This is a genomic window from Halostella limicola (assembly GCF_003675875.1).
Lineage (GTDB): Archaea > Halobacteriota > Halobacteria > Halobacteriales > Natronoarchaeaceae > Halostella > Halostella limicola.
This window is the reverse complement of record NZ_RCDI01000004.1, coordinates 67,307-89,170: the sequence shown is the minus strand read 5'-3', so window position 1 is coordinate 89,170 and position 21,864 is coordinate 67,307. Positions and strand designations below refer to the sequence as shown.

Sequence of the window (21,864 nt, the reverse complement as noted above, 5' to 3'; positions counted from 1 at the left end):
GGACGTATTACGTCGCACCGCGAATATCTCCGGCAATAGCCGTACCCCGGGCGTCGGCGTAGCCGCACCCATGCCGAGCATACCGTCTCCGTTCGGGGAGAGCGACGACGAACTGTTCGACGGCTACGACGAGTTCGTCCCCGACAACGCGCCGAGGCCGGAGCGGTTCCTCGAGGGCCACGACGTCCTCGAAGGACGGGACCACGTCGCCTTCCACCGGCTGACTCGCGAGCTGTTCGAGGAGCGGAAGGTCTACGACATGACGTTCAACTACAACCTCGCCCGGTTGAACCTGGACACGCGTCACCGGAACGCCGGCTACCGCTACGCCGTCGAACGGACCGACGGCGACGGCGCCGTCGAGGAGGACGAGGTCGACCGCGTGTTGCGCGCGGAGTTCACGCCGACGACCCCGTTCTGTCCGCAGACCCACACGCTGACGATCGGGTCGTTTCGCGCTTGGAACGGGCTCACCGAGCGCCACGAGTACGACCTCGTCCGGGTCCGCGCGGCGCCGATGCACCACCAGAGCGAGGCGATAAACGACCAGCTCGCGGAGCTCGAGGAGACGTTCCTGGCGACCGGCGACGTGTCGGCGGACCCCGAGGACAGCGCTGAAGTCGGCTCGACCCCGATGGAACAGGCCAAGGAATCCGAGAGCGCCAGTCGGGGGTCGCCGGACGCCCCGTTCTGAGGAGACGGGCGGGCTTCAACGACAGCGCGACCGGCCCGACGGTCGCCGGCGCTGATCCGCCGGCGTGAACGACTCGTTCGCGGTCGGCACCGACCCGCGGAGCGGACACTGCAGTTCGTCCCGAAGATATTCACGCCAACATATTTTTAGGCCGGCCGAAAACGTGCGGGCAGGAGGGAATCGGATCGACCCGGGCGCGGGCGGTCCGAGGACCGAACCACGCCACAACATGCCCTACGTAGAACTCGCGATAACGGTCCCGGACTCGGTATGGATCGGCGAAGTCTCCCGAGCGAATCCCGACACCGAGTTCCGCGTCCTCGCGGCGACCGCGAACGACGCGACCGGCGTCGCCCGGATCGAGCTACTCGGCGGCGACCCCGCAGCGGTCTGTGACCAAATCCGGGAGTACGAATCGGTGACGGACCTGACGGAGTTCGAGACCGACGGCGACGGCAGACGGGTACAGGTCGAGACGACCGTGCCGCTGTTGATGACCTCGCTCCAGAGTTCCGGCGTGCCGCTGGACACGCCCTTCGAGGTGAGAGACGGCGAGATGACGCTCGCGGAGACGCTCCCCCAGCGGAACCTCTCGAAGCTCGGAGACACGCTCGACGACGTCGGGATCCCGTACACCGTGGAGCGGGTGCAACAGGACGTCGAGTCGGACTCGCTGTTGACCGACCGCCAGCTGTGGCTGGTCGACGAAGCGATCGACCGCGGGTACTACGACACGCCGAGGCGGACGACCCTGGTGGAGCTCGCAGACGACCTCGACATCGCGAAGTCGACGTGCAGCGAGATCCTCCACCGCGCCGAGGAGCGCGTCCTGAAGGAGTACGTGAACGACTTGCGGGACCCCCGAGCGACGCCGCGGTGACGGACGACTGAGGAAGCCATCGCTCACTCCGAGCGCGCCGCTCCGGGTTTGACGACCGAGATCGTCGCTCGTCTGGCGGCTCAGCCGCGGGACCTACCGTTCGACCACGTCCACCTTGTCGCCGACGCGGAGCGTTCGACCGCGGTCGGGCTCCGGGACCCGAGCGATGATCATCAGCGAGTAGTGGTGGTCGAACGCGCCCTCGTCGGCCCACTCCGGGAACGATTCTCGCCGTTTTCGCACGAACCGCTCCCGGAACTCGGGGGTCGGCTCGCCGGTGTCCGGGTCTCGACTCGGGACGACGCAGCGGCCGCAGGGCGTGACCCCCTCGAAGGGGACGCCGCCGACCTCGAAAGCCGGCGCCCCGTCGCCGACGAACCGGTCCTCCCAGAACGCCGGGACGCCCGAGACCTCGACGTTCGCGCGGAGCCGGCGGCGCGCGCTCTCGACGCTCATCCCGTCGAACCACGACGCGACCGTTTCGAGCGTGGCCGTGCTGACGACCGACGGCCCCATCTCGCGCCGGTCGACGTACCCCAGCGAGGCGTCTCGCCGGAGCGTCAGGTCCGCGTCGAAGAAGTCGCTGAACCACCGTTCGGCCCGCTCGCGGTCCTCGGCGAGGTCGAACCGACGGACCTCGCCGTCGGGCGCTTCGACCCGCAACGCCCCCGACGCCGGGTCGAAGTCGGTCGCGAGGTCGTGCACGCGGTCGGTCCGCTTCCCGTTGACGACGTCGCCCTCCGCGTCGAAGAGCGCGAACTCCCGGTCGCGGCTCAGCGTCCCACCGTCGAGGATCTCGGTCGCTTCCACGTCGATACCGTCCAGTCCTTTCACCGGAAACACCCTGAGTCCTTCGAGGCGGCCCATCGATCGGGGATGAGCGCCCCACGTCAATAGAGGTTCGTTCGAAGACGATCGTTCGAGGCCGGCCGATCGGGGCCGGCGAATATATGCGGGCACAGGTTTCTGTGAGAGCGTTCCCTACCTCGACCGGTGAGCGCCGTGGCAGTCGCTAGAGCCGAGTCCGAACGCCCGAAACGCCGTAATCGCCCGTCGAACGGACGCCAGCGCGTACCGCGCGGCGACCCCTCGATGACCGAAGACCGTTCGTTCTCCGAAACATGGCCGTCAGCGGCGGCCTGAGCCGGTGGACGCGGTGCTTCGCGGTCGCGAGCGCCCTCTCGATGGTCGCGCTGCAGGCCGCGTTCCTCGGCGATCCGTCGCTCCGAACGGTCGCCGTCGTCGGTCTTCTCGGCGCCGCGCTGCCGATGGTGTTCGGCATGGCGTACCTCCTGCTCCCGTCGTACGTCGGACGAACGCTCTCCGCGCGGCGGCTCCCGGGCGTCCACTTCGCCCTCGCGTACGCCGGAGTGGGGCTGCTCGCCGGCGACTCGGTCTTCGAACTCGGCGGCCCCGTCACCGCCGTCGGCGCGACCCTGTGGAGCGCGGGCGTCGGGATCTTCGTCTGGACGCTCCTCCGGACGGTTCTCCCCGCGATAGCGGCCGACCCAGAAGTCGTCCTCCGCGCCGGCGAACGGCCGCAGCGCTCGACGCGGCTCGGCACGGTAGCGATCCCGGTCGCGGTCGGCTACCTCGTCGTCGGAACCGTCGCCTTGCTCTCCGCGACGCCCCCGTTTCCGGACCCGATCGGCGCGACGCTCCCGATGGTCGTGCACTACTACGGGACCGGGTTCGCCGCGCTGCTGATCTTCGCTCTCGGGACCAGACTGCTGACCGGCTTCTTCCACGTGACGCCGCCGTCGGCCCTCTCGCGGACCGTGCTCTGCTGCGGGGCAGTCGCACCGGCCGTGCTGTCGGCGGCGTTCTGGCGGCCGCCGTGGTTCCTCGTCGGAGCGGGGCTGGAACTCGTCGCGATGGCGGGCTACGCCGCCCTTGTCGCCGTCGTCGCGTACCGAACCGACCGGCGGCGGGTCGGGCTCTACGGGATCGGTCTCGGGGCGCTCGGCGGCGTCGCGGCCGTCGGGGTCGCCGCCGTCGGCGCGCTCGGGATCGAGACCGGCCTCGCGGTCGCCGTCCACGTCCCGCTCGTCCTCGACGGGTTCCTGCTGCTGACGATACTCGGCTACGCCTACCAGTTCTTCCCGGTGACGGCCGGGGGGTTCCCGGGAGCGACAGAACGGGTCGCCCTGACCACGATCCTCGCGCTCTGAAGCGGCGGCGTCCTCAAGGCGGTCGGTACCCTTCCCTCGCTTCAGCGGATCAGAACGCTCGGCGCGGCGCTCGCGCTGCTGGGGACCGTCGGATACTCTTACCTGCTCGTCCGGCGGTTGGCGTGATGGGGGGTCGCGAATCGAGCGGCGATATCGTCGGAGCGCCCCGGCGGGCGGGTCAGCCGGACAGCCGCTTCTCGGCCTCCTCGAAGAGGACGTTGTTCTCCTTGTGAACGTGCATGTGCGTGTCCCGTTCGAGCGCTTCGAGCCGGTCGAGCATGCTCCGGTAGCTCGGACAGGCGTCGTCCGGCACCGCGTAGTCGTCGGTCAGGTCAGCGATCCGTTCGAGGCGGGCCGCGGTCTCGTCGTGGTCCGCTTCGAGGTCCTCGAACGTCTCGCGGAGCGTCTCGGCCTCGGCGCCGTCGAGCGGCTCGCCGCGGTCGAGCTTCTCGACGACCGGGAACGCGTCCGTTTCCTCCTCTTCGGTGTGGGTCCGCATCTCCTCCGAGAGGGCGATAAACTCCGACTCGACCTCGCGGAGCTCCGGGTGGTTCTCGCCGTGAACGCTCCGGACCTTCCGGACGAGCTCTTCGAGCTGCGGGAGCTCATCCCGGAGGTACTCGTGGTGCGTGGAGACGATGTCGTCGACGAGGGCCGACAGCGACTCGCGCTCGATCCGCTCGTCGGCGTCCGTCCGGCGCGCGTCCGCCAGTCGCTCGCGGACGGTCGAGAGGTCGAGGTCCGCCTCGGCGCACGCCTCGGCGAGCGTCCGGTCCCCGCCGCAGCAGTAGTCGATCCCGAGGGACTCGAGCGCTCGCGCGAGCTCGGGCGCTTCGGTGACCAGTTCGCCGAGCCGTCGGTCCGGGTCGAGAGACGTTTCGGTCATGGCGATCAGAACGGTGCGTTGGGGGTCTCGTTCGTAGTCGTCTCGGTGCCTGACGCGTCGGCCTTGCCGATGAGCACCCTGAACTTGCCGGGGTCTTTCAGCCGGTACTCCCACCTGAACTCGTCCCCGGCCTCGGCCTCGAACTGGTGGTAGAGCGGCTTCGGGTCGTGGTCGTTCACGAGGACGAACGCCTCGCCCGACCGGAGCCCCTCGTACTCCTCGAATATCTTCTCGTGGCGTCGAGCGGGCGGGAGATCGCGGACGTCTATCTCCGCCGTCACCTCCAGCGACTGTGCCGCCGCCGAGTCGTCTCCGCTCCCCGTCTCGGCGTCCTCCGCTTTGGTGATCTGCACGCGACAGCGGCCGGGCTCGTCCTCGATCACGTCCCACGAGAACGACTCGCCGTACCGTTCCCGGAACTCGCCGTACAGGGGGCGCGGTTCGTGCGGCGCGACGATCTCCATCGTCCCTCCGTCCGGGATCATCCCGTACCGGTGGTGGATCGTCGGGTGGCGCTCAGGCTTCGGGATCTCGCGGACGTCGAACTTCGTGACGACTCCGTCGTCAGCCGGGTCCGACGCCCCGGTCTTGACGATCTCTACCCGCCACTCGTTGGAGCCCTCGCTCAGGTACTCCCAGTCGATCACGTCGCCGCGGGTCGACCGCAGCTCGTGATACAGCGGTTTGGGGTCGTGGTCGTTCACCAGGACGAACCCCTCCTCCGGGTCGAGGGCGTCGAACGTGTCTAGGAGGACCTCGTGGCGGCGCTGGGGCGGCATCTCGCGGACGTCGAACTCGCTTCGCTCCCCGTCGCCGAACGGTTCCGCTTTCGTGACGCTGACCTCCAGCGCGTCGTCCGCCCTGGTCGTCCGCCAGTCTAACTGGCGGCCGCGTTTGATCTGGTACCACTGCAGATACAGCTCCGTCCGCCGAGGACCGACGATGTCCACCGAGTCGCCGCCGTCGACGTCGTCAAGCAGATCGAACACCTGTTCGCTGCGGTCCGCTCGCGGCCGGTCGCGGAGATCGAGCGTCATCGGTCCGACCTTGGCGGGAGTCCCGAATAGGCCCTTTGGCGAACGCCTTCATCCGCACGGTACGGCGGGAGGTAGGGATCCCGACCGTCACTCGCTCACCGGCTATCGGCGAGCGGGTGACGCGTTGTCGCTCCGGCGTTCGCGTTTGGTTTTAACTAGTATCGGCCCCTAACGAAGGACGATGCTGTCCACCGGAGATTCCGCACCAGTGTTCTCGGCGACGAAGGGGACGAGCGACCACGAGGATTTCGACCTCGGCGACCACATCGGCGACGGACCGGTCGTCCTCGCGTTCTTCCCGGGGGCGTTCACGCCGCCGTGTACGAACGAGATGGTCGCCATGCAGGAGCGCATCGACGACTTCGAGGGCGCCGGCGCGACCGTGTTCGGCGTGAGCGCCGATTCGCCGTTCTCGCAGGGGGCGTTCCGCGAGGAGCACGGTATCGAGTTCGATCTCGTCAGCGACATGAGCGGCGAGGCGATCCGGGAGTACGACCTCGAGACAGACATCCCAGACCTCGGCCTGTTCGGGATCGCGAACCGCGCCGTGTACGTCCTCGACGACGAGGGGACGGTCGCGTACTCCTGGGTCGCCGACGACCCGACGAACGAGCCCCCGTACGACGAACTGGTGGAGACAGTGGAGGCGGCGTAGGTCGGCGCAGGGGATCAGCGACGGTAAGACACGAGGAAAGGGCGACGCCGCCGGTCGTCAGTCGGTCAGCGACACGTTCTCCCGCAGGTCGTTCTCGATGGCTTCGAGCGACCGCCCTTTCGTTTCGGGGACGAGCCGGTAGACGAACGCGAGCCCGACGAGGCTACACAGCCCGAACAGCCAGAACGTCGACGGTGTCCCGAGCCGGGCCGTCAGGACGGGGAAGGTGAGGGAGACGAGGAGGTTCGCGCCCCAGTTCGCGACCGTGACGGCGCCCATCGCGGAGCCGCGGACGGCGAGCGGGTAGATCTCGGAGATGAGCAGCCAGAAGACCGGACCCAGCCCGATGGCGAAAAACGCCACGAACGACATCAGGCTGACCGTCGCGACGATCCCGAGCACGCTGCCGAACCCGGGCAGGTAGAACACGATCCCGAGGACGGCGAGCGTGACGACCATCCCGGAGACGCCGACGAGCAGCAGTTTCCGGCGACCGACGCGGTCGACTAGCGCGATGGCGACGACGGTCATCACTACGTTTATCGTCCCGATCCCGACCGTCGCGAGGATCGACGTGACGCCGCCGAAGCCGGTCGACTCGAGGATCGTGGGGGCGTAGTAGATGACCGCGTTGATGCCGGTGATCTGCTGGAAGACCGCGAGTCCGAGGCCCACCACGAGCGCGGGGCGGAGCCAGGGCGCGATCAGGTCCCGCAGGCCGCTATCGGCCTGTTTCTCCACCGTCTCGGCGATCTCGTCGAGTTCTGCTTCGACGCCGTCCTGGCGAGTGCGCCGGAGCACCGCGCGGGCCTCGTCCTCCCGGCCGCGCTCGAAGAGCCAGCGCGGGCTCTCGGGCATCTTCAGCATCCCGACGGCGAGCACGACCGCGGGGACCATCCCCGCCCCGAGCATCCAGCGCCACGCGCCCGCGTCGGCGAACGCGAAGTTGACGAAGTACGAGAGCAGGATCCCCGTGGTCACCATGAGCTGGTTCAGCGAGGTGAGCGCGCCGCGGATCCGGGGCGGCGCGATCTCCGAGATGTACAGGGGACCGACTATCGAGGCGAACCCGATCGCCACCCCGTCGATCAACCGCCCCGCGACCAGCACGGGGACGGTCGGGGCCACGGCCATCGTGAACGAGCCGAGGAAGAAGACGCCGGCCGCGAGGAGGATGAGCCGCCGGCGGCCGATCCTGTCCGCCAGTTGCCCGCCGACGGCCGCGCCGACCGCCGCGCCGGCCATCGCTCCGCTGACGATGATCCCCTCGACGAGGGGGGACATGACGAAGGTGTCCTCGATGAACAGAAACGCGCCGGAGATGATGCCGGTGTCGAACCCGAACAGTAGTCCGTTCAGTGCCGCCAGCGCCGAGACGATGTACACGAATCGGTCACCGTCACCGCGTATGACGTCCCGTATCGTGGCTGTAGACATCCAAGGAAAAAGTTACTCGGCTTCGTGTAAATATATTCTCTTTGCCACGCGACCGGGGCTGAACCGCCGCCGAAATCGCCGTACGCGGCCGCGACGGCGGCGCGAACGCCGGCCGCCGCGCCGCTGGTGAGTCGCCGTCCTTAGCCGCTGCGTCGCTGGCGAGCCACAGGCTCTAGCCGCCCCTGAGACGCGGTGGATGGATCGATCCCCTCGCGGCGCTCTCCGCACCGGTCTTTCGCGGTCGGGGAGCCAAACGTCGGATGAGTCGAAAGCGACGTTCGCCGGAGCGGCCCCGGGAACGGCCCCGTGCGGGCGGTCAGTACTTCGCCTCGGATCCCGAGACCCCCAGCCGCTCGTTCAGTTCGGCGTCCAGCGCGTCCCGCTCGTCGCGCCAGCGGAAGAACTCGTCGCGGTCCGCTGGGTAGTTCTCGTACTGCCGTTCGAGTTGGTCGGCGTAGCGCCGCGTCGCGACGAAGTCGGCGAGCGTCTCCACCACCTCCCGCTTCGAGGTGTCGAGTTGATCGAACCCGCCGCCGGCGAACAGGCTCCACGCGTTCCGAGCGACGCCGGCCGCGAGGGTCGCGACGTTGCCGAGGCCGAACGAATCGCCCTCGGAGGAGACGACGTCCGTTATCTCCGCTTCGGGGAGCAGGGCGACGGCCGCCCTGACGTTCTCCATGCCCGCCTGCGACGCGGCGATGTTGTACGGGTCCTTCGAGGCGATCCGGGTGCCGAGGCCGTGCTCAACGTAGACGAAGTAGTTGTGGTCCCAGAGGTCCGCCTCCGAGATGAAGCCGTCCTCGTCCCCGAGAACCGCCTCGGCGCCGTGCTTGCCCGCCGAGTACCCGGTCACGGCGGCGCCCCTGATGCCCTTGCCCGAGATGGGGTGGGTCGTGCCCGCGTTACAGCCGACGGTGACGTACCCGGGCGCCACCATCGAGTCCAGCGGTCGCCGGAGCCCGAGCGCGGCGCCGAGCTTGTCGGGCTCGCCGTTGACCTCGTCGAGTTCCGCGCCCTCGTACTCCGGCCTGTCCCGGACGTCCTCGCGGAGGCGGTCGACGAGTTCGACCGGCTCCTTGTTCATCTGGAAGCCGAGCCCGACGTTTATCTCCCGGGGGGTCCGCGGGAAGTACCAGACGTACCCCATCTCCTCTAAGGGCTTCCCGACCAGCGCGTTGTCGTACGGCACGTCCTCCGGCGTGACGAGTATCTCCCGGTAGGCGGAGCCGAACTGCTGGTAGTGCGGCTCCTCGAAGCTGGTCTCGGGACGCGCGTCCAGGTCGTCGAAGTCGACGGACGCCATCACGCTCGAGAGGGAGCCGCCGGCGTCGATCACGAGGTCGGCGCGGTACTCGACGGTCTCGCCGTCGCGCACCGCTTCGACCCCCCGGACCTGGTCGTCCTGAAGGACGCCGTTGACGACGGTGTCGAAGTGCTGGTCGACGCCCTGTTCCGCGGTCTGGCTGAGGAGCGCCTGCCCGAACTCGTACCGGTCTATCACGTTGCTGCCGCTGTCGTACGGCAGGACTTTCCGCACGTCGAGGTCCTCGTCCCACCACTCGATCTGGTCGATGTTCTCGTCTACCAGGACGTCCTCGTTCGCCGCGATAGCGTCCATGTCGATCGGGCCGGGGTACAGCTCCGAGTCGGTGGGGCTCTTTATCGCGTCGCCGCAGGCGATGTGGCCCGCCTCTTCCTCCGACTTCCGTTCCAGTTGAACCACGTCGGCTCCCCGGTCGGCGGCGGTCGCCGCCGCGAAGCTTCCCGCGACACCACCACCGACGACGACTATGTCGTAGTCCGTAGACGCCGTCGCGTCCGACCCTTCGGTGACGCTATCCATCGTTCACAGGGAAGGGCCTCGGAGACATAAATGGGTGAGATCCTCCGTCACCGAAACCTGTCGGCTAGATCGATGGCGACGAGGACGACGACCACGTTCCTGAGCGCCGACTGCGACACCCCGAGCGCGTCCGCGGCGTCCGGCGAGAGGCTGACGAGAAACACCGCCGCCGCGAGCGCGACGAGCCCCCACCGGCGCAGGGCGCTCTCCTCGTCGGGGTTGTCCGCCTCGGGCAGCGCCGCGTACTCCGCGCGCGACAGGGTGAAGACCCGACCGTCGTGAACACGCTTCCCCGACGCGTCGCCGACGCGGAGGAGCGTCACGCCGTCCTCGACGCCGACGACGCGATACGTCCCGTCGGGGATCGCCGCGTCCGTCGCCCAGACGTGGTCGTACGGTGCGGGGTCTCCGGTCATCGTGGTCGGCGCAACGACCCGGGAACGGATATAAGCTCGTGCCCGCGGACCGCGCACGTCTCCCCCGACTATTAAGTAACGAGGTGTTGCTATCTCGGAACGAGGATAATTCAAGATGTTCGACCTGACTGGTTTCCAACGCGATCTCCTGTACGTCATCGCCGGGCAAGAGGAGCCCCACGGGCTGGCGATCAAAGAGGAGATGGAGAGCTACTACGAGAAGGAAGTACACCACGGCCGGTTGTATCCGAATCTCGACACGCTCGTCGACAAGGGCCTCGTCGACAAGAGCGAGAAGGACCGGCGGACGAACGCCTACCGGCTCACGAGCCGCGGACGGCGGGAGATCGAGGACCGACAGCGCTGGGAGAAGCAGTACCTCGGCGAGGACGCCGAAGTCGCCAACCCGGCGCAGTAACGGCTCAGTCGGACCCGAACCCGCCGGGATCGTCGCCGACGTCGAGTCGGTCGTCGGTCACCCGAAGCCGCGCGACCGCGGCCGTGACGGCCCTCCGAACGTCGACGGACTCGCTGCCGATCACGGCGAACCCGGCGAAGATCGTGACGAACCCGGCGACCGCGCCCGGCGATATCGTCTCTCCGAGAACCGCCCACCCGCCCAGCGTCGCGACGACCGGCACGACGTAGAACACCAGGTTCGCGCGGATCGCGCCCGCCGTGTCGAGTAGGCCGAAGTAGGCGATGTACGCCAGCGCGCCGGCGAACACGCCGACGTAGGCGAGCGAAGCGACGGCCTCCGGTCCCCAGACGACGGCGCCGGGTGACTCGCCGGCCGACCACGCGAGGAGGTGACAGAGGGCCGCGCCGAACGGCAGCCCCCACGCGGTGCGGACGGTGCTCGACAGCGTGCCGTCGGACCACCGGATGAGGACGCTCCCGAGCGCGCCGGCGACGGCGCCGGCGAAGAGGATCGCCTTGCCGACGGCGTCTCCCCCGAGGAGGTTCGCCGGGTCGGGACTGACGACGAGCGCGACGCCGACGAGGCCGACGAGCATCCCCGTCGCCGCGCGCACGGAGAGGCGCTCGTCGGCGAGCAGCGCCGCCGCGAACACCGGCGTCAGGATGGGGTTGAGGCTGAAGACGATGGAGGCGACGGCGCTCGTGGCGTACTGCTGCCCGACGAACAGCAGCGCGTTCGTGAGACCGATCGAGAGGACGCCCGTTGCCAGGATGCCGGCCGCGTCGCCGCGCGAGCGCGGCACGAGTTCGTCTCGCGTCGATGTGAGGACGGCGTACGCCGCGAGGACGACCGCCGCCACGTCGAACCGGAACGCGACGAACAGCAGCGGCGGGAAGTACTCCAGTCCCGCCTTCGCGGCGACGAACGTCCCGCCGAAGAGGACGCTCGCGGCGGCGAAGAAGACCACGGCGCGTCGGTCTACCACGGTGAACTCACCCCGTGGAGCGACGATACCGGAAAACTGCGAAGCGGCGAAAGGGAACGACGTATCATCTTACTCTCTCGTAGGAGATGACCGCTTATAGTTTCGTTCAGAAACTATTTCACGGGAAGAGACGATCAAGCACCGCCGCACCTATTCACGGTGTGAAATAGTTTCACGGTGCGAAAGTCCTTTCCGCGCGACGGGGAAAGGAAGGAGTATGGAGTCGGCACTCGAAGAGATAGAGTTCCTCGCGCTCTCGGCGAACCGCGTCGAGGTGCTACAGTTGCTCGCCGAGGGACCGCACGCGCGCAGCGACCTGGCGGCGGAGACGGGCGCTTCGCAGGCGACGCTCGGACGTATCCTGAGCGACTTCGACGATCGGTCGTGGATCCGGCGCGAGGACGGGCGGTACGAAGCGACGGCGACGGGTCGACTCGTCGCTGAGGGGTTCACCGACCTGCTGGAGATCCTGGAGACGGAGAGCGAACTTCGGGGCGTCGTGCGGTACCTGCCGACGCGAGAGATGGACTTCGACCTCCGGCGTCTCGCCGACGCCACCATCACCGTCCCGTCCGGTACGCGCCCGAACGCCCCGGTTCAGCGGGTGGTCGACCTGATCGCCGGCGCCGACGAGGTGCGGGTGTTCTCCCACGCGTTCAACGAGCAGAGCCTCGCGGCGGTGGAGGACCGCGTGACGGAGGGACCGGCGACCTTTCGGGGCGTGTTCTCGAAGCGCGCCGTCGACGCGCTCGCCGAGGACGACGAACTGCGCCGGCGGCTTCGGTCGCTGCTCTCGGCCGACGGCGCGGCGGTCAGAGTCCGAGACGAACCGATACCGCTCGCGGTGACCGTGGCCGACGGCGTCGTGCACCTGCTGGTCCGCGACGACAACGGCGTTCTGCAGGCGTCGGTCGACGCGGACGACGCGGCGGTGCAGTCGTGGGCGAGAGACACGTTCGACCGCTACTGGGAGTCGGCGACGCCGCTTTCGTTCGACGACCTGAGTCGGTAACGGCGAGCGCTTCCTTCCGTCAGTGCACCGTACCGGATCGCTCGACACCCGGCCGTGGACTGCGTGTCCGTTCGCTCGTCGCTCTGCGGAGCGGAACTCCGAAGCCGTTAAATTGTTTTAGGTTAGCCTAAAACACTATGGGAGAGATGTCCGAGGGGACGCGCGCGGACGCCATCAGAACGGGGAAAACCGACGCGCCGACCAGCGAGGAGTACGACGTGGCGGTCGTCGGCGGCGGCGCGTCGGGGCTCGCGGCGGCCGTGTTCGCGGCGCGGTACGGGCTCGACACGGTCGTCCTCGACCGCGGGACGTCGGCGATCCGGCGGTGTTATCTCGTCGAGAACTACGTGGGCTTTCTCGGGATCGACCCCGAATCGTTCCTCGCGCTCGCGAGGGGCCACGCCCGGTACGAGGGCGCCGAGGTCGTCGACGGCCACGTCCGACGGGTCGAGCGGGACGGCGACGCGTTCCGCGTCCGGACCGACGGGGGCGAGGGACTCCGCGCGACGTACGTCGTCGCCGCGACGGCGTACGACGCGGACTACCTCGCCGGCCTCCGGGACGGCGAGTTCCACGAGGAGGGCAACCACCCCGTCGACGCCGACGAGGCGACGGGCAGGACCGACGTGGACGGCCTCTACGTCGCGGGGTGGCTCTCAGGCGACCCCCATCAGGTGCTCGTCAGCGCCGGGCACGGCGCCCGCGTCGCGAAGTCGCTCGTCCGGGACCACCGCGCAAGCGAGGAGGGCCTCCCGGGGGAACTCGCCCAGTTCTGGGACTGGCGCGTCGAGGAGGGGACGTACGGCGGCGAGGAGTGGGAGGCCCACGTCGACGAGTGGATCGACGAGCGGATCCCCGGGGACCGCGACATCGGCGAGGAGCGGGTCGCGGCGATCAAACGAGCGCTCAAGGAGGAGCGCCTCGACTACCAGCAGTCGCCGGCGGAGCGCGAGCGGCGTCGGCGCGACGCCCGTGCGCTCCTCGACGCCGTGCTCGGCGAGTCGCCGGAGTGAGTCGGGAGCCGTCTTCGCGGCCGTCCTCGGATCGGGAACCTCTTTGCATCGGGGGCTTCTGGTGGGGAGCATGGAACCCTGCGGGCCGCGGCTACGCCGGGCGTCGCTCGCCGATGATCGACGGACCCGTCGCCGCCCGTCGACGTCGACCGACAGCGGGCGCGCGGACGCCGCATGATCGCCGGCGCTCGGCGGTCGGTCCCGGGCCTGCTTTTGCTCGTCGCCGTCGCCGGCGCGGCGACGCTTCTCGGGCGCGCGATCCCGCTGGTGACGCCGCTCGTCCTCGCCATCGCCGTCGGGGCCGTTGCCGCCAACGTCTTCCGGATCCCGGCGTGGGCGGAGCGGGGCGTCGCGACGCACTCGACGCTGCTAGAGGCCGGTATCATCCTCCTCGGTGCGAGCCTCTCGGTGGAGGCGATAGTCGCCGCTGGGCCGGTGCTCGTCGGCCTCATCGTCGCCGTGGTCGCCTTCGGCCTCGCGCTCGTGCAGGCGCTCTCGCGGGCCGCCGCGCTGGGCGACCGCATGGGGTCGCTCCTGGCGGCGGGATCGAGCATCTGCGGCGTCTCCGCAATCGCCGCCGTCGCGCCGGTCTGCGACGCCGACGAGTCCCAGATCGCCCACGCCGCGGCGACGATCCTCCTGTTCGACGCGGTCACGCTCGTCGCGTTCCCGGCGGTCGGTAGCCTGCTCGACGTCGCGCCGCGCCCGTTCGGCGTCTGGATCGGCCTCTCGATGTTCTCCACCGGTCCCGTCGCGGCCGCCGGGTTCGCACACTCCCCCGTCGCGGGGAAGTGGGCGACGATGACGAAACTCGCCCGCAACGCGCTGATCGGCGTCGTCGCGGTCGGGTACTCGATCCGGTACACAGGCCGGACCGCAGGGGCGATCGACCAGCCCGTTCGGCAGGTGTGGGTCGACTTTCCGAAGTTTCTCCTCGGGTTCGTCCTCGTCGCGCTGCTAACGAACGTCGGCGCGATACCGGGGTGGGCGGTCGACCCGATCCTGACGGCGTCGGACGCGCTCTTCCTGCTCGCGTTCGCCGGCCTCGGGTTCGAGATCCGCCTCGGTGAGCTGCGTAACGCCGGGGTCGTGCCCGTCGGCGTCGTCGGCGGGTACCTGCTCGTCGTGAGCGCGCTGACGTATCTGCTCGTCGGCGCGCTGTTCTGAAGAGACAGACGTACATCCTCAAGGAGGTGGCGCCCCAACCGTCCCGTAGCCGATGCCCGAGACGCTCGAACTCCCGAACGGCGAGGTCGTCACCCCGGAAGACGTCTTCCTCTTCAACGACTACCCCTACCGCTTCGCGCCGCTCGACACCGGTGAGCAGGACTCATCGATCCCGCGGACGGGGGCCGAGAACCACGAGGAGTACGACTTCAAACTCGTCCCCCTGTACTGGGGCGGGAGCGACATGGACGTGCCCTTCCCCGACGAGGAAGCGCTCGCCGAGCAGTGGGGCGAGGACTCGCGCGGCACGCTGCCGCCGGCGGAGTGGGAGGCGTGGCTCCGGTCCGCCCGGAAGGACGAGCGCTTCGGCGACGACGAGGTCGACGCGCTGGCCCGCGAGCTACCGACGGGCGACGACGGCGTCCTCGCCGCTATCCGGGACGCGCTCGGCCTCTGACCGGAGAACCGTGCCCGTCAGTCGAGGTCGCTCTCCCCGGCGAGCACCCGATAGCTCTCCAGCGTCGCCGCCATCTGCTCCGCGCCCGCCGTTTCCTTCTCCTCCTCGCCGTAGTAGGTCCACTCCGGTTCGCCGTCGCCAGCGGCGTAGCTGTACATGTGGAACGACCCGCGCGTCTCCAGCACGATCTCGATGACGGCGTCGCCCGGCGCGTCGGGGCCGAGGACGGCGGCCCGCGTCGCCGGGTCGTGGTCCATCACCCACACGGCCGTCACCGGTTCGTCGAACGCCGGATAGGGTCGGTCCGGGGTGTCACCCAGCAGATCGGACGCCTCGGTCTCGGTGAGGGGCCGTTCCGGCCACTCCGCCGCGGGAGTCGGGTCCATGCGGTCGAGTAGGAGCGCGGTGTCCTTGGTACTATCTGTCAAAGGTTCGGCGCGGATCAGTCCGCACCGCTGTCGTCGATCGGCCGCCATCGACGGCTCTCCGACGCGGTCGTCGTCACCCCAGGGCTGTAGAGGTGGACGGGATCCGACTCCGGCGGCCGGAACCCGTTGGCGCGAAACAGCGTGTTCCGGTCGATCCGGACCTCGGCCTCGTACAGCGGCCACGGGTCGTGGTCGATGGACGCGTACCGCACTGTGCCGTCCTGCGCCTCCGTGAAGTAGCGGAACCGGGCCGTGAGAAACGCCGCGAGCGATCCCTCCTCCGCGTAGAACCGGTCGCCGGTACCGCGGTACGTCGCCGCGAAGTCGACGGGTCGAGCCCCCGGATGCCGGCGGCGGCTGGTGAACCGGGTCCCGTCGTCGGTCTCGTCGATCGCGATCCGGGCGTTGTAGTACGGGAGGTGGTTCATGACGCGAGCGCCGAGGACCCCGAGCAGCCCCTCGGCGTCGAGGCTGAAGAAGTAGACCCCCGGCACCCCGTCGCGGGTGACGTACGTGCGGAGGTTCAGCTCCGGGAGCGAGAGGCCGGCGACAGCCGGGACGCCGAGCGGGCGGACGTCGTCGTTCAGGAAGGGGACCACCGAGAGCCACGCCCGGCCCTCGTGCGTGTCCACCGACAGCGACGGCGGCAGGTGGGCCGCGACGAGGTCGGGATCGACCGGCCAGTTCGCGAACAGCACGTCGCGCCACTCCATCGCCACCGGCAGTCCGGGCCGGAACCGCGGGATGCGCCGGGTCACGGTCCGACTAGGCGCCGGGGGCAGTTCGTCCTTTCGGGCGGCCGAGGCCTACTCCCCGGCCCGCGTCGCCGCGTCCGCCTCGTCGACCGAGACGAGTTCGCCGGACTCCCCGGACCGGTAGATCGCGTCGATGACGCGCTGGACCGTGAGCGCCTCCTCGACCGTGGTCTCGGGCTCCGCGCCCGCGGCGACCGCGTCAAGGAAGCGCTTGTCGCTGCCCTCCCAGCCCGTGTGGTCGATCGACCCGGTGTCGATGGCCGAGTCGACCAGGTGGTCGGTCCCCTGCTTGCCCGACTCAAGCATCGTCAGTCCGTCGCCGCCGAGGTCCAGCCTCGCGCCCGCATCGCTCCCGCGGACGACGAACTCCTGCGAGGACGCCTCGTTCGCCGCCCACGCGATCTCCAGCGATATGGTCCGGTCGTCGGCGAGGCGGATCATCGCTGTCGCGGAGTCCTCGACGTCGAACACGGCCTCGTCGGTGGCCTCGTACCAGTCGCCGGGATCGACGTAGTCGTCCCGGGTGCCGAACTCCGAGCGGGTGACGGCAAACACCTTCTCGACGGCCGGGTAGTCCATCAGGTGGAGCGCGAAGTCGATGGCGTGGACGCCGATGTCCACGACAGCGCCGCCGCCGGACAGGTTCTCGTCGGTGAACCACGAGCCGACGCCCGGGATGCCGCGCGAGCGGATGTAGTTGCCCCGGACGTGGCGGACGTCGCCGAAGCGACCGTCGTCCTGGTAGCCCTTGAACAGTTCCGCCGCCGTCGAGACGCGGTTGTGGAAGTTGACCGTGCAGAACGCGTCCGCCTCGCGGGCGGCCGCGGCGATGCGCTCCGCGCTCTCCAGGTCGTGTGCGAGGGGCTTCTCGCAGATGACGTCGTACCCCCGCTCCAGCGCGGGAACGACCGCCTCCTCGTGGAACGCGTTCGGCGTCGCCACGGCGACGGCGTCGAGCTCCTCCGCGTCGTACATGTCCACCGGGTCCTCGTACGTCGCGGCGCCGTACTCCGCCGCGAATTCCTCGCGGGATTCGGGGACCACGTCCGCGCCGGCCACCACCTCGTGTCCGAACGTCTCGGCGTTCGTCGCGTGCGTCTGGCCCATGAACCCGAGCCCTACGACTCCGAGACGAACTATCTCATCGTTCATTGGCAGAGAAAGGCGTTCGGGCGGCAAATAGCTGATCCTTGCGGTGAATTCTCTCTGGGTTGTTTTCCGTTCACAATCCCCACAATTTTGCCCCTATCGACCGATCAGGGGATATGGCCGAACTCGACCCCCAGGTCAGCGACTACCTCGACTTCCTCGACGAACTGGGCCAACCCGACCTCGCGGACGTCGGCGCGGAGCAGGCCCGGGAGCTGTCGGCGGCGTTTCTCTCGGACCCGTCGGACCGGGAAGACGTGGCGGCGACAGAGGACCGGACCGTCCCGGGCCCCGACGGCGAGATTCCGATCCGAGTGTACACCCCGAGAACCGACGGCGGCGGGCCGCACCCGGCGCTGGCGTTCTTCCACGGCGGCGGGTTCGTCCTCGGGGACCTGGAGACCCACGACGCCGCCTGCCGCGCGCTGGCGAACGCGGCCGATTGCGTGATCGTCGCCGCGGATTACCGCCGCGCACCGGAGCACCCGTTCCCCGCGGCCGTCGAAGACTGTTTCGCGGTGACCGAGTGGGTGGCGGAGAACCCCGCCGCCGTCGGCGGCGACGGCCGCCTCGCCGTGGGCGGCGACAGCGCCGGCGGCAACCTCGCCGCGGCCGTCACCCTACTCGCCCGGGAGCGTCGCGGCCCGGCGATCGACGCGCAACTGCTGATCTACCCGGTGACGAGCGCGAGCACGCACTGGGACTCCTACGAGAACGCCGAGGGGTACTACTTGACCGAGGCGGATATGCGGTGGTTCGAGGAGCAGTACTTCCCGAGCGATCTGAACCGGGCGAACCCATACGCGTCGCCGCTCCGCGCGGCGAGCCACGCCGGGCTGCCGCCCGCGACGGTCCAGACGTGCGGGTTCGACCCGCTCCGCGACGAAGGCAGGGCGTACGCCGACGCGCTCGCCGAGGCCGGCGTCCCGACGACGCACTACCACTACGACGACCTCGTCCACGGGGTGTTCACCATGCTCGTCGAACCCGGCATCGATCGTACCCGTGACGTGGTCGAGGACGCCGCAGCGGGCCTCAGGGCGGACCTGTCGGACTGAGTCGCCCTGCAGGCGACCCCGCCGGCCAAAGCGGACGAGGACGGCATCGCCCGGGGGAACGGGCGCCGCTACGCCTCGTCCCCGGTCGGTTCCCGGACGGTCATCACGGGTACCGGCGAGGTGCGGACGAGTTTCTCGGCGACGCTCCCGAGGAGGTACCTGGAGACCCCGCTCCGGCCGTGCGTGCCCATCACGACGAGGTCGACGTCGTTCTCCTCGACGTACGCTCGGACGCACTCCGACGGCAGGCCGTGGTCGACCGCCGTCTCGGTGTTCGCCACCGACGCCGCCGACGCCCGTTCCGCGACCGCTTCGACGGCGTCCCGGGCTTGGTCTTCGAGAGCGTCCACGAGCGCGCTGGAGCGGACGTCGATCCCGAGCGACCGCGTGTCGACGACCGAGAGCGAGTGCAGGGTCGCGCCGTACGTGCCGGCGACGCTCGCGGCGGGACCGACTGCGGCTTCGGCGCCGTCGCTGCCGTCCGTCGGCACGAGAACGTCGTCGTATGGGAACGTGACGGCCGAATCGTCCATCGTCCGGACCGTGAGGACCGGGGCGTCGGAGCATCGAACCACTCGTTCGGTGACGCTCCCGAGGAGGTGCTCGTCCACACCGGTTCGCCCGCGCGTCCCCATCGCGACGAGGTCGACGCCCGCCTCGGACGCGTACGCTTCGATCTCCTCGTACGGGACCCCCGTCCGCACGGCCCGTTCGGCCCCGAGCCCGTCGTCTTCGAGCCGATCCGCCGTGGAATCGACCAGTTCGGCGGCCGCTTCACGGCGCTCGTCGTAGTGCGGGCCGTGTTCGACGCGCCGGTTGTCCACCACGTTCAGCACGTGGACGTCGGCGTCGTACCGTCCCGCAAGGTCGGCGGCGTACTCGACCGCGACGCCCGCACAGTCGCTGCCGTCGGTCGGAACGAGAACGTCTCGGAACATCCGTTGGACGGTTGTTCGTTCCCGGGAGTCATCAAGCCGCAGGTCGGAGCGGGGATCCGGAACCACGTGATCGGTGGGTGCCTGCGCGGATCACCACCTATTTTCCGAGCTGTGGCGTACCAACGAGTATCGATGACGGAGTCCCCACGGACGGCGGCGGAACGGACGGCCGAAGGCGGTATCAGGTGCGCGATACTCGGGGTGTTTCTCGCCGGGCTTCGGCGGCGAAACCCCGGGGCGGTGGTCAACGCCGCCCTCTCGTTCGCCGCCACGTACCTCCCCGGGCTCGCGGAACGCTGGTACGGCGTCGAGTTCCGCCCGTGGCAGCGGCTGTACGTGGAGTCGGCGATGGTCACCCACGCCGCTGGCATGCTCGGACTGTACGACGACGTGTGGTGGTGGGACCATCTCACGCACGCCCACTCCGCGACGCTCCTCGGCGGGACCGTCTTCGCGGCGGCGCGTCGGAACGGCCGCGATCCCCGCCCGCGAGTCCTCGCCGCCGTCGTCACCCTCGGACTCGCGTGGGAACTCCTCGAATACGGGATCCACGCCGTCGCAGAGCGCGTCGGCCTCGAACCGATACTCGTCCACTACGGGGCGACCGACACGCTGCTGGATCTGGTTTTCGACCTCGTCGGCGCGCTGCTCGTCCTCGCGTTCGGCGACCGCGTCCTCGGAAACGTCGTCGGTGACGCCGCGTAACAGCCGTCTCGTAGCGTAGCCGCGGTCGTCCGCGCTCGACGAGAACCGACTGGGACGAGTATTAGGCCTGCCTAGGAATCGGAATCACTATGGTGTTTTAGGGTAGCCTAAACCTCATGGGCAGCGATTCCACGCGATCACCGGAACCGACGCGACGGGAGGTCCTGACATACGGCAGCGCAGTCGTCGGGAGCGGGCTGCTCGCCGGCTGTTCCGCCGGGGGTGACGCGGAATCGGGGGGAAAGACCGACGACGAACCGGCGTACACGGCGTCGATAGCCCCGGTCGGAGAAGTAGAGTTCGAGTCGAAACCCGAGGACGTGTTCACGGTGCTGAGCCACCACGCCGACATGGCGCTCGCGCTCGGCCGGGGAGACGACCTCACCGGCGTCTACTCGCCCGAGTACACCGACTCGCTGATGAGCGCCTTCGTCGACCCCCTCGACGGCGTCTCGGTCGACTGGGCGGACCTCTACGCCGCGTGGAATCCCGACAAGGAGACGCTGTACGAACTCGACAGCGACGTCCACCTCGCCGACCCCGCGAACGTCCTGACGATGGAGAACTGGGAGCAGTCGGACATCGAGGAGGTCCGGGACACGGTGGGGCCGTGGTTCGGCAACACGTTCAGCGACCAGCACCGGGAGCCGCCGAGCGAGTACGCGGACGACTACGAGTACTACACCCTCTGGGAGCAGTTCGGACGCGTCGCCGACGCGCTCCGGGAGCGGAACCGCTACGAGGCCCTGCTCGAGGAGCGCGACGCGATGCTCTCGACCGTCCGCGAGAACCTCCCGCCCGAGAACGAGCGGCCGAGCGTGGCGATGGTCCTCACGTCGACGACGGACGAGAGCATGTGGGTGTACCGGGTGAACGCGCCCGGCTACCACACGTCGCACACCCGACCGTTCGGAGCGGTCGACGCGTTCGGGGACGACGTGGGCAACGGCGACCAGATCGATTACGAGGCGCTCGTCGAAGCCGACCCCGACGTGCTGATCGTTCTCGGCGGGACGGTCGACCTCCGCGACATGGCCGCGATCCGGAGCGGTCTGGAGGACGACCCCGTCGCGAGCGTGATCACCGCCGTTCAGGACGGCCGAGTCCACGCGCAGGGGACGCGCCACCAGGGGCCGCTCGTGAACCTCTTCCAGATCGAGATGACGGCGAAACAGCTCTACCCCGAGCAGTTCGGCGAGTGGCCGACCTACGACGAGGGCCCCTATCCGAGCCTCCCGGAGGAGGAACAGCTGTTCGACCACCAACGCGTCGCGAACGTGATCCGCGGAGAGTTCTGACGGGACGACGAGCGGGCGCTACGGTTCGAAGAGCGGTTCGAACTGCTCGTTTCCACATCCGCAAGAGCCGTCAGTGCCAACCGGTCTGATGTTCCCCTCCTTCGTCCGCTGTACCGCGTAGACGGTACCGCACGCCGTACACCGTCCGAACGTCTGCGGTTCACCCCCCGATGCTGGTCCGTCTTCCATCGAACACCTGATTAGGTGGTATTTCGATATTAAACGGTACCGTAATGAAAGAAGTGAGAACGCGCGCGTCACTACTCTCGTAACAACGGCTTCACTACCGGACGAATCGCGTACGCGTCCCGGAATGACAGACAAGGATGCGTAGCGGTCTGCACCGCACACCGACAGTACGCGCGGGATTCGGCAATCCTGGCCGGTTACTGGGAGGAACTTGACACGAGTTTTCGGTATTACTCTACTATCATAAATTAGCATTAAGTTACAGCGGAC

General features: G+C 69.0%; 23 protein-coding genes. 12 read left to right on the top strand and 11 right to left on the bottom strand.

The window, feature by feature from the left end:
• Nucleotides 1-70 precede the first annotated feature (70 nt).
• On the top strand, nucleotides 71-694 hold the full coding sequence (locus D8670_RS17335) for a DUF7998 family protein (RefSeq protein WP_121819386.1): 624 nt from the start codon (nucleotides 71-73) through the stop codon (nucleotides 692-694).
• Nucleotides 695-923: 229 nt separating this feature from the next.
• The gene (locus tag D8670_RS17330; RefSeq protein ID WP_121819385.1) at nucleotides 924-1,574 is read left to right on the top strand and encodes a helix-turn-helix domain-containing protein; all 651 of its coding nucleotides are present in this window, start codon (nucleotides 924-926) and stop codon (nucleotides 1,572-1,574) included.
• A gap of 93 nt (nucleotides 1,575-1,667) precedes the next feature.
• Here the strand turns inward: D8670_RS17330 and D8670_RS17325 are convergent, their stop codons facing one another.
• A complete protein-coding gene (locus D8670_RS17325) occupies nucleotides 1,668-2,441 on the bottom strand; it encodes an MOSC domain-containing protein (protein WP_121819384.1) in 774 nt (257 codons plus the stop codon).
• Nucleotides 2,442-2,695: 254 nt separating this feature from the next.
• Between D8670_RS17325 and D8670_RS17320 the strand changes: the two genes are divergently transcribed.
• Entirely contained in the window at nucleotides 2,696-3,745 is a 1,050-nt protein-coding gene (locus D8670_RS17320) for a hypothetical protein (protein ID WP_205254108.1), read from the top strand.
• A gap of 178 nt (nucleotides 3,746-3,923) precedes the next feature.
• Here D8670_RS17320 and ric read toward each other — a convergent pair whose 3' ends face one another.
• Nucleotides 3,924-4,631: an iron-sulfur cluster repair di-iron protein gene (gene ric / locus D8670_RS17315; RefSeq protein ID WP_121819383.1), complete on the bottom strand. Its 708-nt coding sequence runs from the start codon at nucleotides 4,629-4,631 to the stop codon at nucleotides 3,924-3,926.
• 5 nt (nucleotides 4,632-4,636) lie between these two features.
• Nucleotides 4,637-5,668 (bottom strand): DUF2249 domain-containing protein, encoded by a 1,032-nt coding sequence (locus D8670_RS17310; protein ID WP_121819382.1) that lies wholly within the window; start codon nucleotides 5,666-5,668, stop codon nucleotides 4,637-4,639.
• 181 nt (nucleotides 5,669-5,849) lie between these two features.
• On the opposite strand from D8670_RS17310, the gene D8670_RS17305 reads away from it, so the two are divergent.
• On the top strand, nucleotides 5,850-6,323 hold the full coding sequence (locus tag D8670_RS17305) for a redoxin domain-containing protein (protein ID WP_121819381.1): 474 nt from the start codon (nucleotides 5,850-5,852) through the stop codon (nucleotides 6,321-6,323).
• Nucleotides 6,324-6,380: 57 nt separating this feature from the next.
• Here the strand turns inward: D8670_RS17305 and D8670_RS17300 are convergent, their stop codons facing one another.
• The 3 genes from D8670_RS17300 to D8670_RS17290 form a co-directional block, all read right to left on the bottom strand.
• Nucleotides 6,381-7,760, bottom strand: a complete 1,380-nt coding sequence (locus D8670_RS17300; RefSeq protein ID WP_121819380.1) for a sugar porter family MFS transporter — start codon at nucleotides 7,758-7,760, stop codon at nucleotides 6,381-6,383.
• Nucleotides 7,761-8,076: 316 nt separating this feature from the next.
• Entirely contained in the window at nucleotides 8,077-9,603 is a 1,527-nt protein-coding gene (locus tag D8670_RS17295) for an NAD(P)/FAD-dependent oxidoreductase (RefSeq protein WP_121819379.1), read from the bottom strand.
• 47 nt (nucleotides 9,604-9,650) lie between these two features.
• Nucleotides 9,651-10,019, bottom strand: coding sequence for a hypothetical protein (locus D8670_RS17290; protein WP_121819378.1), 369 nt, complete (start codon nucleotides 10,017-10,019; stop codon nucleotides 9,651-9,653).
• Nucleotides 10,020-10,134: 115 nt separating this feature from the next.
• Here D8670_RS17290 and D8670_RS17285 point away from each other — a divergent pair, with 115 nt between their 5' ends.
• On the top strand, nucleotides 10,135-10,437 hold the full coding sequence (locus tag D8670_RS17285) for a PadR family transcriptional regulator (RefSeq protein ID WP_121819377.1): 303 nt from the start codon (nucleotides 10,135-10,137) through the stop codon (nucleotides 10,435-10,437).
• 4 nt (nucleotides 10,438-10,441) lie between these two features.
• Here D8670_RS17285 and D8670_RS17280 read toward each other — a convergent pair whose 3' ends face one another.
• On the bottom strand, nucleotides 10,442-11,425 hold the full coding sequence (locus D8670_RS17280) for a DMT family transporter (RefSeq protein WP_121819376.1): 984 nt from the start codon (nucleotides 11,423-11,425) through the stop codon (nucleotides 10,442-10,444).
• A 217-nt stretch (nucleotides 11,426-11,642) separates the two neighbouring features.
• Between D8670_RS17280 and D8670_RS17275 the strand changes: the two genes are divergently transcribed.
• From D8670_RS17275 to D8670_RS17260, 4 genes are all read left to right on the top strand, one after another.
• On the top strand, nucleotides 11,643-12,437 hold the full coding sequence (locus tag D8670_RS17275) for a helix-turn-helix transcriptional regulator (protein WP_121819375.1): 795 nt from the start codon (nucleotides 11,643-11,645) through the stop codon (nucleotides 12,435-12,437).
• Nucleotides 12,438-12,574: 137 nt separating this feature from the next.
• A complete protein-coding gene (locus D8670_RS17270; RefSeq protein ID WP_121819374.1) occupies nucleotides 12,575-13,450 on the top strand; it encodes an NAD(P)-binding domain-containing protein in 876 nt (291 codons plus the stop codon).
• Between the two features lie 174 nt (nucleotides 13,451-13,624).
• The gene (locus D8670_RS17265; protein WP_121819373.1) at nucleotides 13,625-14,617 is read left to right on the top strand and encodes a YeiH family protein; all 993 of its coding nucleotides are present in this window, start codon (nucleotides 13,625-13,627) and stop codon (nucleotides 14,615-14,617) included.
• A gap of 52 nt (nucleotides 14,618-14,669) precedes the next feature.
• On the top strand, nucleotides 14,670-15,074 hold the full coding sequence (locus D8670_RS17260; protein ID WP_121819372.1) for a hypothetical protein: 405 nt from the start codon (nucleotides 14,670-14,672) through the stop codon (nucleotides 15,072-15,074).
• A gap of 17 nt (nucleotides 15,075-15,091) precedes the next feature.
• Here the strand turns inward: D8670_RS17260 and D8670_RS17255 are convergent, their stop codons facing one another.
• The 3 genes from D8670_RS17255 to D8670_RS17245 all read right to left on the bottom strand — a co-directional run bounded on the left by D8670_RS17255 (nucleotide 15,092) and on the right by D8670_RS17245 (nucleotide 17,409).
• Nucleotides 15,092-15,460, bottom strand: a complete 369-nt coding sequence (locus D8670_RS17255; RefSeq protein ID WP_121819371.1) for a hypothetical protein — start codon at nucleotides 15,458-15,460, stop codon at nucleotides 15,092-15,094.
• A 56-nt stretch (nucleotides 15,461-15,516) separates the two neighbouring features.
• Nucleotides 15,517-16,215, bottom strand: coding sequence for a YqjF family protein (locus tag D8670_RS17250; protein ID WP_121819370.1), 699 nt, complete (start codon nucleotides 16,213-16,215; stop codon nucleotides 15,517-15,519).
• 93 nt (nucleotides 16,216-16,308) lie between these two features.
• A complete protein-coding gene (locus tag D8670_RS17245; RefSeq protein WP_121819369.1) occupies nucleotides 16,309-17,409 on the bottom strand; it encodes a Gfo/Idh/MocA family protein in 1,101 nt (366 codons plus the stop codon).
• Nucleotides 17,410-17,522: 113 nt separating this feature from the next.
• Here D8670_RS17245 and D8670_RS17240 point away from each other — a divergent pair, with 113 nt between their 5' ends.
• A complete protein-coding gene (locus D8670_RS17240) occupies nucleotides 17,523-18,464 on the top strand; it encodes an alpha/beta hydrolase (RefSeq protein ID WP_121819368.1) in 942 nt (313 codons plus the stop codon).
• A 68-nt stretch (nucleotides 18,465-18,532) separates the two neighbouring features.
• On the opposite strand, the gene D8670_RS17235 is transcribed toward D8670_RS17240, so the two are convergent.
• The gene (locus D8670_RS17235; RefSeq protein WP_121819367.1) at nucleotides 18,533-19,402 is read right to left on the bottom strand and encodes a universal stress protein; all 870 of its coding nucleotides are present in this window, start codon (nucleotides 19,400-19,402) and stop codon (nucleotides 18,533-18,535) included.
• 132 nt (nucleotides 19,403-19,534) lie between these two features.
• On the opposite strand from D8670_RS17235, the gene D8670_RS17230 reads away from it, so the two are divergent.
• Together D8670_RS17230 and D8670_RS17225 are read left to right on the top strand one after the other, a co-directional pair.
• Entirely contained in the window at nucleotides 19,535-20,107 is a 573-nt protein-coding gene (locus D8670_RS17230; protein WP_121819366.1) for a DUF2238 domain-containing protein, read from the top strand.
• 116 nt (nucleotides 20,108-20,223) lie between these two features.
• Nucleotides 20,224-21,405: an ABC transporter substrate-binding protein gene (locus D8670_RS17225; protein WP_121819365.1), complete on the top strand. Its 1,182-nt coding sequence runs from the start codon at nucleotides 20,224-20,226 to the stop codon at nucleotides 21,403-21,405.
• Nucleotides 21,406-21,864: the final 459 nt, after the last annotated feature.